General features: G+C 33.8%; 9 protein-coding genes. 7 read left to right on the top strand and 2 right to left on the bottom strand.

Features of this window, described 5'->3' with window-relative positions:
- Positions 1 to 21 precede the first annotated feature (21 nt).
- On the bottom strand, positions 22 to 984 hold the full coding sequence (gene mvaD / locus AADV52_RS02380; protein ID WP_014918689.1) for a diphosphomevalonate decarboxylase: 963 nt from the start codon (positions 982 to 984) through the stop codon (positions 22 to 24).
- Positions 984 to 1,892: a mevalonate kinase gene (gene mvk, locus AADV52_RS02385; RefSeq protein ID WP_014918690.1), complete on the bottom strand. Its 909-nt coding sequence runs from the start codon at positions 1,890 to 1,892 to the stop codon at positions 984 to 986. Before mvk ends, mvaD begins: the two co-directional genes overlap by 1 nt.
- Positions 1,893 to 1,973: 81 nt before the next feature.
- Here mvk and AADV52_RS02390 point away from each other — a divergent pair, with 81 nt between their 5' ends.
- The 7 genes from AADV52_RS02390 to nth all read left to right on the top strand — a co-directional run bounded on the left by AADV52_RS02390 (position 1,974) and on the right by nth (position 15,076).
- Positions 1,974 to 5,456: a PD-(D/E)XK nuclease family protein gene (locus AADV52_RS02390; protein WP_014918691.1), complete on the top strand. Its 3,483-nt coding sequence runs from the start codon at positions 1,974 to 1,976 to the stop codon at positions 5,454 to 5,456.
- Positions 5,457 to 5,458: 2 nt separating this feature from the next.
- The gene (gene addA / locus AADV52_RS02395; RefSeq protein WP_014918692.1) at positions 5,459 to 9,073 is read left to right on the top strand and encodes a helicase-exonuclease AddAB subunit AddA; all 3,615 of its coding nucleotides are present in this window, start codon (positions 5,459 to 5,461) and stop codon (positions 9,071 to 9,073) included.
- Positions 9,074 to 9,091: 18 nt separating this feature from the next.
- Positions 9,092 to 11,875: a helicase C-terminal domain-containing protein gene (locus AADV52_RS02400; protein ID WP_014918693.1), complete on the top strand. Its 2,784-nt coding sequence runs from the start codon at positions 9,092 to 9,094 to the stop codon at positions 11,873 to 11,875.
- Positions 11,875 to 12,372, top strand: coding sequence for a hypothetical protein (locus AADV52_RS02405; RefSeq protein WP_012211951.1), 498 nt, complete (start codon positions 11,875 to 11,877; stop codon positions 12,370 to 12,372). The genes AADV52_RS02400 and AADV52_RS02405 overlap by 1 nt, the downstream gene beginning before the upstream one ends.
- Positions 12,373 to 12,425: 53 nt before the next feature.
- Entirely contained in the window at positions 12,426 to 13,724 is a 1,299-nt protein-coding gene (gene asnS, locus AADV52_RS02410; protein WP_014918694.1) for an asparagine--tRNA ligase, read from the top strand.
- 85 nt (positions 13,725 to 13,809) lie between these two features.
- Positions 13,810 to 14,454, top strand: coding sequence for a DnaD domain protein (locus AADV52_RS02415; RefSeq protein WP_012211949.1), 645 nt, complete (start codon positions 13,810 to 13,812; stop codon positions 14,452 to 14,454).
- 1 nt (position 14,455) lies between these two features.
- The gene (nth, locus tag AADV52_RS02420) at positions 14,456 to 15,076 is read left to right on the top strand and encodes an endonuclease III (RefSeq protein WP_012211948.1); all 621 of its coding nucleotides are present in this window, start codon (positions 14,456 to 14,458) and stop codon (positions 15,074 to 15,076) included.
- The last annotated feature ends 126 nt before the right edge of the window (positions 15,077 to 15,202 follow it).

Genomic DNA, 15,202 nt, shown 5'->3' on the forward strand with positions numbered 1-15,202 from the left:
ATTAACTTTCTATTACAATGATTAATCCAAGTAGGTAATACCAGGACCAAAATTTGCAATCACTATATTAACATTATTAAATACTGACTTAAAGCGTTCAATGATTTCTTTGCTATTTCTTAACCGACAAAGAATTTTAATATTTGGACCAGCATCTATAGTATAGTAGCATTCAATTCCTTCTTTGCGAAGGTCTTCAACTAATTTAATGGCACGAATCGTGTTGGGTTCAAAATATGTAAACTCTGGTTGAGCAGTTAAGTTGATGGCATGCATTTCATTGGCATTTAATTCTGCTAATTCACCTAATGCTGTAAAGTCATCGTTTTTAATGGCTGCTATCATTTGATTAAGTTCTGTTTCATTGCGCTCAAGCCAAGGGTTAAAGAAAGGAGAAGATTGTGCCTCTTTCATCCCGCTTGTAGAAGAGATTTTCTTTTGATTAGTGTTTAGTTCTACAGCCAAAAGATGTAAATCCATTTGAGGATGTTCATCTAAAGCATATGCGTAAGAACTTGCATCAGAATCTCCTTTTTGCCAAACCGAGAATCCACCAAAAATAGAGCGACATGCTGAACCAGAACCGATTCGTGCTAAACGTGACAATTCTTTTTTGTCAACTTGGATATTATAGCATTGGAAAAAAGCGGCTGCCAATGCTGCAAAAGCTGAGCTAGATGAGGCGAGCCCAGCCGAGGTTGGAACATGATTAACAGATTTAACGATTAAGTTGTCATGATAACCAAATTTATTTTGCAATTTAGTTAAATATGAAAAAACTCGCTGGCTTTGTTTAGAATCTTGCTTTTGTCCATTTAAATAAAAAGCATTCTCATCGTTTGTTTTCTCAACTGAAGTATCAGTATAAAAAGCATCTAGCGTCATTGATAGACTTGACATTAAAGGAAGTCTTAATTCAGCATTTGCCTTACCCCAATATTTAATTAAAGCGATATTTGTATGTGCACGTACAATTTTTGACATTAAATCTTCTCCACCCAGTAGTTACTAATTAGATCTTGACATTTATCCGCAATATTTTCGGCGATTTCTTGACTTTCGCATAGAGCGATTGTAATTCCGCCTAAACCACCACCAGACAGTTTAAAACCTAAGGCACCATTATCTAGGGCGATTTTTTGTAATTGGTCAATCTTAGTGGTTGAAATATTGAATGAATGTAAAATCTTTTGTGCTTCATTAAAAATATTGCCTACAGTTTTAACATCATGATTGATCCAAGCCTTCTTTGTTAGGTAAGCTAATTCTCCTAGTCGTTTCATATTAGCTTTTGCTTGTTCTGATTCACTTAAGAGCTGACTTACCTGAGCAACGGCTTTTTTAGTATTGCCTAATTCTCCAGTATCCATAATTAACAGAGTAGCTCCTAATTTAGCTTGTAGAACTTTAGGCCCCATTTTTTTATTGAAAAATACCAAGTAGTCGGAATTAACAGTAGCAGCATCTAAACCTGAAGCTTTGCCATGATTAATCATTTCTGCATGATTGGTAACTGCCATGATTTCAGATTCAGACATATTTAAGGAAAAGAATTGATTTAATGCCTTTGTGGTACCTAATGCGACTGTGGCACTAGAGCCAAATCCTCGTTCCATAGGAATTTCTCCTGTATATGTAATCTTCAATGGCTCGTTATTGTTTGCTTTTTTCTGCATAGTTTTAACAACGTACTTAAGCCCGTCGTATTCGCTCGGAGTGTCAAAAAAAGAGCCATGGTAGCGTGCAGTGTTAATCCACATCTCGGGATTGTTTTCCACGGTAGTTTTAATATGCAAAGCTTTAATAGGCATTGCTAAAGCATCATAGCCGTAGACAACGGAATGTTCACCAATAATAATTACTTTTCCATGAGTTAAAAAACTAGTTTTCATTTTTTAATCATCCTTAAAATAGATTTAATAAAAGATATTGACCTTGCTATGATAAAATAATAAACAAGGAAGTGCGAACAAATGATCAAAATTCTAACAGGACGACAAACTGACCCATTACAAGAAAAAATTCTGGCCACAGCAATTGAAAATTATCAACGGCATCCAGAAAATGAAACTTTTATCATCGTTCCTAATCATATTAAGTTTACCACAGAAGTTAGGGCGATTAATAAACTTGCGTCTAGCAAAAAGCAAACTGAAACAGCAGTAAAAAATCTGCATGTATTATCTTTTTCCCGTCTTGCATGGTTTTTCTTAAAAGATGCGGAACAAGGGTTGCCTACGCAGTTAGACGATGCGGCCAGCGCAATGTTGCTAACTCATATTATTGAGCAAAAGCAAGATGACCTGATTATCTTTGAGCAAAGCAATTCAGGTATGGTGCGCCAGCTTTATAATACGATTTTGCAAGTATATGATGGCAACTTAGACTTGGATAATATAGACGAAACAAATCTGGATCAAGAAACTAAAAGCAAAATTCATGATTTGCGGATTATTTATGATGCCTTTATTGAAGAAATAGCGGGCAAATTTTCAACCAAAAATGAAGTTCAGGTACAATTGAACGATATTTTAGCTAAAAATTTTGAATTAAAAAATGCTAGCTTTTATTTCTGTGATTTTTCTCATTTTTCTTTGCAGGAAATGTTAACCATTCAAATTCTGATGAGAAAAGCTAAAAATGTAATGTTGGCTTTTAAAACTAGATTAGGAAACATCAATCCTAAAGCAGAAGCAGGGGACTATGATTATGTAATTCAACAAACAATTCGCCGATTCGTCTCATTTTTACAAGAAAGAGACATGGATTATGTAGCAAGTGAATTTCCAATTCCTTCTGAACCTACTCCCCGCGAAATTTTAAATAGCCTTTGGACAGAAACTGTTTCTAAAGTAGATGAATTAAAGCAGGTACAACTGGTTAAAGCTGATTCTCGTTATGCGGAAGCATATTTTGTTGCACGGACGATTTATCAACAAGTTGCCTTGAATAATTATCGGTACCGGGATTTCTTGATCTTGGCGCCAGATTTGAAAGAATATGAAACCTATTTAACGCCTATTTTGCGTCAGAATAATATTCCTTTCTTTAATGATTTGCAACAAGAGATGAAATATCACCCTCTAGTTGTGTTAATTGAAAATTTATTCAACTTGCGTGATTTAAAAGAGAATCCATTTCAGACGCAGAGCATGCTTGCTATATTAAAGACGCATTTGCTTATTCCATCTTGGTATAAAGAAGAAGCTGAGTATATCCATGATGTAGATGAATTAGAGAACTTCGTTTTAGCTCACGGAATTAACCATAATTTATGGAAAAAGCATTTTGCGGATTTTGTGAGTGCAGAAGTCATCAGACTAGATAAGATTGATGAAGAAGTTGCAAAAATTGATCGATTACGTGGTTACTTAGTAGATAAAGTTAACAATTTATTTACCAAATTAGAGCAGGAAAAAGATAGTCAAAAGGCTTTAACCATATTCTTTGACTTTTTAACTAAAAATGGAATCGCGGAACGATTAGAACAGTGGCGGGATGTTGCAAATAATGCTGGTGATCTGCAGCAAGCGCAACAACCTGAACAATTATGGGATTTGTTGATCCAGCTGTTAAAAGATTATCTTGCGATTAACCCAGAAAAGTTTGATTTAGATGAATTTTTCAACATGTTGATTAGTGCCTTTAAGGAAGCTACTTTTTCACAGATTCCTTCAACGCTTGATGCTGTCAACTTATCAGAAATGGGAATGGTTCAAACTAGTGGTTATAAACAAGTTTTCATTATTGGAGCAACAAGTGGTAATTTACCCTCAATTGAAAAAAAGCCGGGCTTTTTGACGACGGAAAACTTGAATCAATTGCAAAGTAGTTTTGAATCGGATGCATATTTGGAAGATAATCAGCGGTTAAATAATTTAGATCAAAATTATCAATTTGGATTATCTTTAGCTTTAGCACAGGACAGAGTGTATATTTCTTATCCGGTCTTAAATGCATCGAATGAAAAATTAGATCCGTCAATTTATTATCAACGTTTGCAAGATTATGGCGCACCTGAATTTAGCCAACATGATTTACCAGGAAAAATGCAGGAGCTTTTATCTTTCATCACTAATCCTGATGCTAGTTTAGGCTATTTAGCGTATATAAATTCTAATACTTCAGATGAAGCAATTGACGAGCTACTGAAAATCACACAGAAATATTTGCCACAAAAAGTAAAGGCCGTACTCGATGCGAGTGATTTTGATAATCAGCCCGAAGATATTGGAGAAGATTTGGCAGCGGAATTATATGGTAAAAATCTATATTCATCTGTTTCGCAGTTGGAAACTTTTTATGAAAATTCTTATGAATATTTCTTGACCTATGGGTTGAAATTACGTCGTCGTCTTGAAAATGAATTTGATGTTATTCAAGCAGGAAATTATTTCCATGAGACATTTGATCGCTTAGTTAAACGGTTAAATGAACAGCATATTGATTTAGCTGATTTAAGCAGCGTAGAACTTGAACAACAGCTTAATCAAGTTAGGGATGTTATCAAGGATGAGAGTAAATATGCTCAGTTGATGAATGATCCGTTTAACCAGTATTTATTCCATTGTTTAGATCACACAACTTCTAAGGTGGCCCGAAATTGGCGCAAATCATTAGCCGAGACGCCGCTGCGAGCTAAATATTCTGAATTGAGCTTTGGCTTAGATCAAAAGATCAAAGGCATTAGTTTGGATATTCCAGATTTGGCTGGCAATCACCAGGTTAACTTGCGTGGGAAAATAGACCGAGTAGATTTAGCTAATTTTGCTGAAAAAGATCAAGTTTTAGCTCAAGTAATCGATTATAAATCTTCAGCCAAGAAATTTGATTTGGGGATGTTTTATAATGGTATCGCTTTGCAGATGGTTTCATATCTAGACGTTTTAACTAATAATAATCGTTTCTTTGCTGAAGAAGATAAGCTTTCACTTTTAGGAGCATTTTATCAAACAGTTACTAGACAATTGGAAAGATTGAATAGCAATAAGTTAATTGATAGTAGTTTAAACTTACGTGAAAACGCGATAGATAGTAAACCTAAGCTGATGTATACAGGTCTAATTAGTAATAATCCAGAAATTTTACTAGAAGCTGAACCACTATTAGACGGCAAGTCTAGTCAAGCTTCTCAGCTTTACACTGGAGTAGGAACCAAGGCCAGAGGCGGCTTTAAACTGCCAGCAGATCGCAACTTTAGTGAAGAAGAGCTTCAATTATTGCTAGAGTATGATGAATATCTTATCAAGGAAGCATCTAGACAAATTTTATCGGGTCAAATTAAGTTGAATCCATACCGCTATGGCAGAAACAAGAATGCTTTAACGTATTCAGATTTTAAAGATATTTTCTTCTTTGATGCCATGCTTAGACATAATCAGTATCATGAGATTAGTAATATGAGTAAAAAAGATTTGTTAGTTAAAATTAAGGAAAAGCTAGGAAAGAAGGATTAGTTTTGCCACAATTTACAAAAGAACAAGAAAAAGCAATTAATGATCGAGGTCATGATATTTTAGTTTCCGCATCAGCAGGTAGTGGTAAAACAACCGTCTTAGTTGAACGCGTTTTAAAGGAAATTTTAGCAGGTACTCAAGTAGATGAGTTGTTGGTTGTAACTTTTACTAAGGCAGCTGCTGAAGAAATGAAGACCAGAATTAAAGCAGCGTTGACTAAAGAAATGGCTAAACCTGGTGTTGATTATAGATATTTACGTGAACAGTTAAATCAAATAGATACTGCTAATATTTCCACTATTGATGCGTTTTGTTTGGATGTGATTCATCGGTTTTATTATTCAATCGAATTGGATCCTAGTTTCACTATCTTAACTGATGATACGCAGGCAGCTTTATTAAAAGAGCGAGCTTTACGAGAAATTGAAGGAGAAATGTTAACGAGCAAGGATAAGGCTTTTAGACATTTCTATGATAATTTTGCTGGTGATCGGGATGCAGATAGTCCACGTGATTTATTACTGGATTTATATAATTTTGCTATGGCGAAGCCAGAATATAAAAAATGGCTTGCACAGCTTCCACAGATTTATGAAATTGAGGATAGCGTAATAGGATCGAAGATCTGGCAAAAGCAAATTAAGCCATATATAGCAACTAAGTTTTCAGAATTGCAGGAGAAGATAGCTTCGTATTTAACGCAAGCTATAATGGAAACTAAGGAATTAGCTAAAGTAAAAGAATCATTTACTTTGTTTGCACAAAACCTAAATAATTTTGTACAGGCGGTTAAGGAAGATGATGATTATGATAAACAACGAGAGCTATTGAGAAGCTGCGTTTTTACGATTAATTTTCGTAAATCTAAAAAATGGGATGAAGATCTTCTAGAGTTTTATAATGAAATCCAGTCTTTAAAAGATGAGGCTAAGAGTCAAGTATTTGATACATTCACTTCATTTTATGCTGTAACTGAAAAAGAGCAGATAAAAATCATGCAGGAAAGCCAAAAGATAGTAACTGCTATTTTAACTGCAGAAATAAAACTGATTGAACGTTTTAATCAATTGAAGCGTAATGAAAATTTGCTTGATTATAGCGATATGGAGCAATTAGCTTATCAGATTTTAAGTCAAGATACATCCAGTTCTCAAATGGCACGTGATTTTTATCAAAATAAATTTAAAGAAATTTTGATTGATGAGTATCAGGATATTAATGCTTTGCAGGAAAGAATTATCCAGCAAATTAAGAGTGAAAAGAAGAATACTCTTTTTATGGTGGGGGATGTAAAGCAGTCAATTTATGGTTTTAGGCAAGCTGAGCCTAGTTTATTTTTGCAAAAGTATCATCAATTTGCGGAAGATGAGAATGAGCATGAAGAACGGATTTTGTTGTCAGATAATTTCCGTTCTACAGAGCCGGTGACCCAAACAGTTAACGCTGTGTTTAAAAGTATTTTAAGTACTGATTTTGGTGGGATTGATTATCAAAAAGAAGGGCAGCTAATTTTTGGAGCAAAATATTATCCTAAATCATTGCCTCAAGCAAGTGAAGTTATTGTTCATGAAAAGAAGAATAACAATGAAAAAAGCGAGAATGAAATAGACTTCTCTGAAATTCAAATGGTACTCGCTCGCATTAAGCAGTTAGAAGACGAGCATGTTCAAATTTTTGATAGTAATACTGGAAAAATGCGTGATATGGAATACAGTGATATTGCTATTTTGACCAGAAGTCGCAGTGATAACTTGGAAATTATGCAAGAATTTGCTAAACAAGATATTCCATTGTTTGTTACCGATGCAGAAAATTACTTTCAAACTTTTGAATTAACCGTCATGATGAACTATTTAAAGATTATCGATAATCCCGATCAGGATATTCCATTAGTAACGGTATTGCGGTCACCACTATTTAATTTTGATGAAAAAGAATTAGCTAAAATTAGAATTAAAAGCAAAAATAGCAATTTTTATAGTGCACTTACTTCATATGTAGGTACAAATGATGAATTAAGCAAAAAGTGCAAAAACTTTTTGAATCAATTAGCAGAATTGCGTAGTTTTGCTACAACTCATAGAATTTCTGAATTGATTTGGAGTATATATGAACGGACTAATTTATTAGAGATAATGACGGCTTTACCTAATGGTGAGCAGCGGCGAGTCAATCTCGAAGCATTGTATGAAAGAGCCACTTCATATGAAAGTGCTGGCTTTAAAGGGCTATATCAATTCATTAACTTTATTGATCGAATGAGACGTAGTCAAAAGGATTTAGCACAACCGCTGTTAACTAAAGAAGCTGGTAATGCTGTTAGATTGATGACTATTCATGGTTCTAAAGGACTGGAATTTCCAATTGTCTTCTATGTCGGGATGCAGCATCATTATCAGATGCGTGATCTAAATGGAAACTATATTATTAATTCTGATAGTATGGGGATCACCTTAAGAGAACAAAATTATCGTGTTGACTCACTAGTTAAAGCAATGGGCAATATTACTAAAAAACAACAATTGCTTGAAGAAGAAGCACGTATTCTGTATGTTGCCTTAACTAGAGCAAAGCAAAAGCTGATTCTGGTAGGGGATGTCCCTAGCTTTAATAAAAAAGTTAAAGAATGGTCGACAGAATTAAATCATGCTGGACAACTGCCTTTGATCAATAAATTGTCAGCTACTAGTCCTTTGAGTTTTATCGGACCTTCATTAAGATTTGATCGTCATGTAGCGATTAAGTTAAACGATATTACTAAATCAATTGACCAAAGCCAAAAGATTTTGTTTATTGATTATCAAGATGAAGATACTAAATTTATCAAAAAAGACGAAGATACTGATAATCAAAATGAAAATACAAGCAAATCAGCTTTGTTAACGCAAACGGTTAATAAGCTATATCAATTTAATTATCCTTTTAGGGATGCAAGTGAAACCACGGCTTATCAGGCGGTTTCTGAAATAAAAAAAGCGTTTAATGATCCAATAGATGCAGAATTAGAGAACTCTCATTTATTAACTTCTACTAATCGTTATTTGCAGCCTATTGATACTAAGCCTAATTTCTTGTATCAAACTAAATTTACGGGAGCAGAGATTGGTACAGCTACTCACCTGATCCTGCAATATTATGATTACACTAATGGTAGTGCAGATAATTTAGATCAAGAGATAGCAACGTTGATTGAACAAAAGAAATTAAATCCAGATATTGTTTCAAGTCTGAATAAAGATCAAATTGACTGGTTTGTTCATAGTGATTTTGCAAAAGATTTTTGGAAAGAGCCAACTAATTTAAAACGAGAAGTAGATTTCTCTAGTTTGTTATCAGCTAGAACTTTATTTAAAGGTTTCAGCGATCCTGATGCAAAAATTTTGGTTCACGGTACGATTGATGGTTATTTTGTAGCAAAGAATGGTATCATTTTGTTTGATTACAAAACTGATCATGTAAATAAAACAAATATAGATAAATCTATTGAATTGATTAAAGAAAAATATACTGGTCAGCTTCGCTTGTATGAACAAGCATTAAATGAATTTAGTGAAAAGAAAGTTATTGGTAAATATTTAATTCTGCTTGATGCCAAACAAGTAGTTGAAGTTAAGTAGTTAGAAAGAAGGAAAAAGATGGCAAAGATTTTTGCAAAAGATACCTTTGCTGTTGTTGACTTAGAAACTACAGGGACGCAGCGAGAAAAGGGTCATCATATTATTCAGTTTGGATGTGCCATTATTAAAAATATGAAAGTGGTTAAGACATATTCATTTATGATTAACCCACATCGTGAAATTCCCCAGTCTGTGGTTAATCTAACTGGCATTCATAATGAAGATGTACAAGGAAAAGATGATTTTTCTGTTTATGCTCCAAAAATAATAGAGATACTAAAAGGCACAGTGTTTGTAGCACATAATGTTGATTTTGATTTGCCTTTTTTAAATTATGAATTAGTGCAGCATGGTTATGAAGCACTGACTAATAAGGCTATTGATACGGTAGAATTAGCAAAAATTGCTTTTCCTACCTTGCCATCATATAAGTTAAGTGATTTAACTGCTCAGCTTAAAATTAAGCATCTCAATCCTCATAAGGCTGATTCAGATGCATATGGAACTGCTGTTTTACTGATTAAAATTATTCATAAGTTAGAAAGTTTGCCTCAGGCAACTTTGAATACGTTAAGTTCTCTATCATCAAGTTTAATTCGAGATACTTCGTGGTTAATTACTACAATTGCTGATAATTTGCGTAAGCAAAAAAGACCATTGGGATCAGATTACATGCAGGTCCGCAATATTATTTTGCAAAAACAAAATGACCAATTAGATCGTCATGGAGAGAATGCTCACTTTCCAATAAACGATGATGAAAAGAAGAAATTGTTTAAGGGAAAACTACATTTTCGTCGTGCTCAAGTAGATTTAATTAATCATCTGCATAAATTTGTTAATAATCCTGATAAAAGAGCTATGGTAATTGAAGCACCTAATGGTACTGGTAAAACATTTTCGTATTTATTTGCATATGCGTATCAGCTTTATTCGGGGAGAAAATTAGTAGTTGCTACTCCTACTAAGGTATTACAAGAGCAAATAATTGATCATGAAATACCTCAGCTTTTAAAAGTTATTAAATTAGATTTAACAGCAGAAGTGGTTAAATCAAGCAGTCATTATTTGGATTTAGATGGATTTGTGCAAACAATTTTTCAAGGTACGCCAAATAAAAATACTCTTGTATTACAGATGCAGATTTTAGTTTGGTTAACAGAAACTAAAACCGGTGATTTGGACGAGCTGAATTTGACCAATTATAATGCTCCGTTGTTTGCACAGATTCAGCATCCGGGGGATGCAAGAGTAGGTAGTCGTTTTGCAAGCGTTGATTTCTGGAATTTGGCTCGTAAACGGCAAGAAGAAGCAGATATATTAGTTACCAACCATGCCTATTTAGCTAATCACTATATGGATACTATTTGGGGACAAAATCCATATTTAGTAATCGATGAAGCACATCGTTTTACTGAAAATGTTATTAGCTCACGAAATGATTCGTTGCGTTTTGAGGCATTATGGGGCGTATTGAATTATTTGCGGAATTTGCTGTATTTTTCTAACGACGGTGTGGAGAATCAATTTAATGATAATGTGCAGCTTAACTTTTTATTAAAGAAGCTTGATCCACAGATTTTAGAATTGATTCAATGCATTAACGATTTGCAAAAAAATTTATATGCTCAAAATAAAAATGCTGTTAATAAGACAATTTTGGCTAACGGAACTTTAGAATTAAGTTTTCAAGGCAAGGGTCTATTTAATAAAAATAGTCAGTTTAAGCAATCACTAGGCAAATTCCAACAAAAACTTGAAGAAGTTAGAGAGTTGACTAATCAAGTTTTGTTTGAACTCTATCATGAGCAAGAGCAAGTTTTGACTAATACTGAAACATTACTAAGCGAAATTAGTGAACAAATCGATCGTTTAGATTATTACTCTGAAAAGAGTTATCAGTTAGCAGATATATTGTCGGATTCACAAAATTTAGATCAGGATGGATTCATATTGATGGTTACTAATCCAGATGATCCTCTAAGTACCAATTTGGATTGGTTGATGTTAGATGCAGAAGATGTGCTTAATCAGATATATAGCCGTTTTGATCATATTGCTTTTATCAGTGCTACGTTAACCAGTAACCATAATTTTGATTATGCTATTAATCAATTAGCTCTAAGTAATATGTCTTTAGTGGAATATATAGGTAAGAGTACATTTAATATTAAAAAGCATTTGCAAGTAATTGCAGTGAATAATATGCCTAATCCAGACAGCGAGGCATATGAAGAAGATATTGAGCAAATTTTAATTAATGACTTAACAAATAAAAATCATGTCTTAGTATTGATGACTAATCTGGAGAAGATTCGAACGGTATTTATGGCAATTATGAATTCTCCGGAATTAAAAGACTTTGAGATCTTAGCTCAAGGAATATCGGGTTCTAATAATCGAATTGCAAAGAGGTTTGTAATTGCTAAAAAAGCGATTATTATTGGTGCTGATAGTTTTTGGGAGGGCATCGATTTTCATGATTGTGGCATTGATACTGTATTTGCTGCTCGTTTGCCTTTTGAGTCTCCAGATCAGCCAGAGGTTCGCTTAAGACAGAAGAAATTAGAAGATCAAGGTATTAATGTCTTTGAAAAAGATAGTCTTCCTCGAGCTGTTATTAGGTTTAGACAGGGAATGGGACGCTTGATTCGTGGTGAAAAAGATCATGGACAATATATTATTCTAGATCCTAGATTATGGTCTAAAGAATATGGCAAGGCATTTTTACAGGTGATCCCTGTAAAGGTGAAAAAGGTTACAAAAGAAGAGTTAAAAGAATTAGAAAATAAGAAAAAATGATGATACAAGATGATACAAGACAAACACTAAAATTTATATCATGGGTAATCGGAATTATTGTAATTGCTTTTGTGGCTAGTATTTTGATTTTCTATTATGCGGGTTCTCGAAGTCGTGGTAATAATCAAAAAATTGCGGAAATAGCTCGGACTAAAACACCAATTAAGAACATTCAAAGCTACTATCATTTAGATAGGGGCACTAGTAGCTACGCCATTACTGGAACTGGTAAAAAAGGCAAACGTTATTATTTCGTTTATTTGCCTAATTCTAAAAAAGCATACTTATATCCAGCAAATAAAGGGGTTTCTGAGGCATATATTAAAAATAAGTTTAAATCCTCTCATTCTGATGCTACAATTAATCATATTAATCTTGGTTGGTACAAGGGCCAAGCAGTTTGGGAAGTAGCCTATAAAAAGCACAATGGTAATTTGGGCTATACAATATATGAATTTAAAGATGGAAATGATATTTCAGAAGTCGATAATTTATAGAAACTTTGGTATCATGGAACTGTATAATTGATAAAAAGGTGGACAGGAATTTTATGACAGAATTGATTTCAATTAAAGATTCTTCTAAACATGTTGATCAAGAAGTTAAGATGCATGTTTGGTTAACAGATAAAAGATCAAGTGGAAAAATTATTTTCTTGCAATTGCGTGATGGTACTGCATTCTTCCAAGGTGTAGTTCGTAAAAATGATGTAACAGATGAAGTATTTGAAGTTGCTAAATCACTTAGACAAGAATCTAGTTTTTATATTACTGGTACTGTGCATGAAGATGCACGTTCTCACTTTGGCTATGAGATTCAAATTACTGATTTAAAGGTTGTTTCAAACAATGAAGGTTACCCTATTGGTAACAAGGAACACGGTGTTGATTTCTTGCTTGATCATCGTCATTTGTGGTTAAGATCAAAGAAGCCATTTGCTATTATGCAAATTAGAAATACCATGTTTAAAGCAACTGTAGATTTCTTTGAAAAAGAAGACTTCATTAAGTTTGATGCCCCAATTTTCATGCATTCAGCACCAGAAGGTACTACCCAATTATTCCATGTTGATTACTTTGACCATGATGCTTACTTATCACAATCAGGTCAATTATATGGTGAAGCTGGAGCAATGGCATTTGGTAAGATCTTTACTTTTGGGCCAACTTTCAGAGCTGAAGAATCAAAGGGTCGTCGCCATATGACTGAATTCTGGATGATGGAACCAGAAATGGCTTGGGTGCACCAAGATGAATCATTAGATCTTCAAGAAAGATACTTAGCTTACATGGTTAAGCAAGTATTAGACAAGAACGAATACGAATTGAAGATTTTGGGTAGAGATCCTGAAAAACTTCGTCCAACCACTGAAGGTAACTTTGTTCGTCTTCCATACGATGATGCTGTTAAGATGCTTCAAGATGCAGGTCGTGACTTTAAGTGGGGCGATGACTTTGGTGCACCTGATGAAGGTTATATTTCTGAACAATATGATCGTCCAGTATTTATCGTTAACTATCCAACTTCAATTAAGCCTTTCTACATGAAGAAGAATCCTGATAATCCAAAGGAATACTTATGTGCTGATGTTATTGCACCAGAAGGCTATGGTGAAATCTTTGGTGGATCAGAACGTGAAGGCAATTACGAAGTATTGAAGCAACAAATTATTGATGCTGGCCTTAATCTTGAAGATTATCAATGGTATCTTGACTTACGTAAATTTGGTGGTGTTCCTCACTCAGGCTTTGGTATGGGCTTTGAACGTACTATTGCTTGGGTATGTCACCTTGACCATATTCGTGAAGCAATTCCATTCCCAAGATTGATTAACAGAATGCAACCTTAATAATTTGTGTTAACAATTATGAATATGTAAATCAAAAGTTGGACTATTTAATAGTTCAACTTTTGATTTTGAAAGGAAATCTGCCTTGCAATTTAATGATTATCGCGCCTTAGGCTTTACTACATTACAAAACGGATTGATTGCTTATTATTCTAAGCTTAATATTAGTGATGCAGAATTATTATTAGTTATTCAATTAGAAGCTTTTAATCAACGAGGAGAAAACTTTCCATCAAATGAAAAAATAGCAGCTAATACTAATTTGACAGTAGCAGATGTTGGTAATATTATCCAAAGATTAATTGATCGAGATTATTTAACTATTGAGCAAGTAAAGGATAGTCAAGATAAAATTGGAAATAGGTATAGTTTGAATAAATTATATGATGCTATAGACCAATATATAGATCAAAATGTATTGATTAAGGATAAAAAGAGGGAAAAGACGATATCCGTTTCAGATGATTTGGATAATAATCCATTGAATTATCTAGCTCGTAAAGTTGAAGTGGAATTTGGACGCTATCTGAGCCCAATTGAAAGGGAAGAAGTCGCTCAATGGCTAAGTGTGGATCATTATACTCCTGAAGTGATAGAATTGGCTCTGAGAGAAGCTGTGTTGTCTCAGGCTTATTCGTTGAAATATATTGATCGGGTTTTGCTTAATTGGCAACGGCATAATTTAAAAACTGTTGATGAAATTGAGAGATTTTTAAAGAGGAACAGATAGGATGGTAGAAGATTTATTAAGTGATGACGAAGCACGTACTGTTTTAAAAAGGATTTTAGCAATGTATCCTAATGCCAAAGGTGAATTGCACTGGGATAATACTTTTCATTTGTTATGTGCAGTAATGATGAGTGCACAGACAACTGATAAAATGGTTAATCGAGTTATGCCTGATTTTATTAAAAAGTTTCCTACTCCTGAAGTCTTAGCTAATGCTTCTATTGAAGAGATTGAAAGTACGATTAAAACTATTGGATTATATCGTTCAAAAGCTAAGCATTTAAAAGCTACTGCAAAAATCTTGGTTGAAAAATATGATAGTAAAATTCCTGAAGATAAGAAGACCTTGATGACGTTTCCTGGAGTAGGGGAGAAAACTGCTAATGTAGTTTTAGCTGAAGGTTATGGAGTTCCAGCAATTGCAGTAGATACGCATGTATCACGAATATCCAAGGCGTTTCATATTGTTAATCAAAAAGCTGCTCCACATGAAGTTGAACAAAGATTGGAATCAATTTTGCCTAAGAATGAATGGATAAAAACTCATCATGCTATGATTCTTTTTGGAAGATATACAATGCCAGCAAGGGCCAAGGGAGATCCTTATTCATATTTGAATTAATAATTAAGAGCCGAAAAAGTTTATTTCTACTTACAAAAGCGTTTGGAGAAATAAACTTTTTTTATTAACTATATAATTATAGTGAGTTGTTACTAAATCTAAAGCATATAAAAATAAGTCTGCCTT

Origin of the sequence: Lactobacillus helveticus (assembly GCF_046109915.1) — a bacterium.
Lineage (GTDB): Bacteria > Bacillota > Bacilli > Lactobacillales > Lactobacillaceae > Lactobacillus > Lactobacillus helveticus.

Coding starts and splice junctions, on each gene's coding strand:
- mvaD (WP_014918689.1), bottom strand. CDS start 984: ATGTCAAAAATTGTACGTGCACATACAAATATCGCTTTAATTAAATAT.
- mvk (WP_014918690.1), bottom strand. CDS start 1,892: ATGAAAACTAGTTTTTTAACTCATGGAAAAGTAATTATTATTGGTGAA.
- AADV52_RS02390 (WP_014918691.1), top strand. CDS start 1,974: ATGATCAAAATTCTAACAGGACGACAAACTGACCCATTACAAGAAAAA.
- AADV52_RS02400 (WP_014918693.1), top strand. CDS start 9,092: ATGGCAAAGATTTTTGCAAAAGATACCTTTGCTGTTGTTGACTTAGAA.
- AADV52_RS02405 (WP_012211951.1), top strand. CDS start 11,875: ATGATACAAGATGATACAAGACAAACACTAAAATTTATATCATGGGTA.
- asnS (WP_014918694.1), top strand. CDS start 12,426: ATGACAGAATTGATTTCAATTAAAGATTCTTCTAAACATGTTGATCAA.
- nth (WP_012211948.1), top strand. CDS start 14,456: ATGGTAGAAGATTTATTAAGTGATGACGAAGCACGTACTGTTTTAAAA.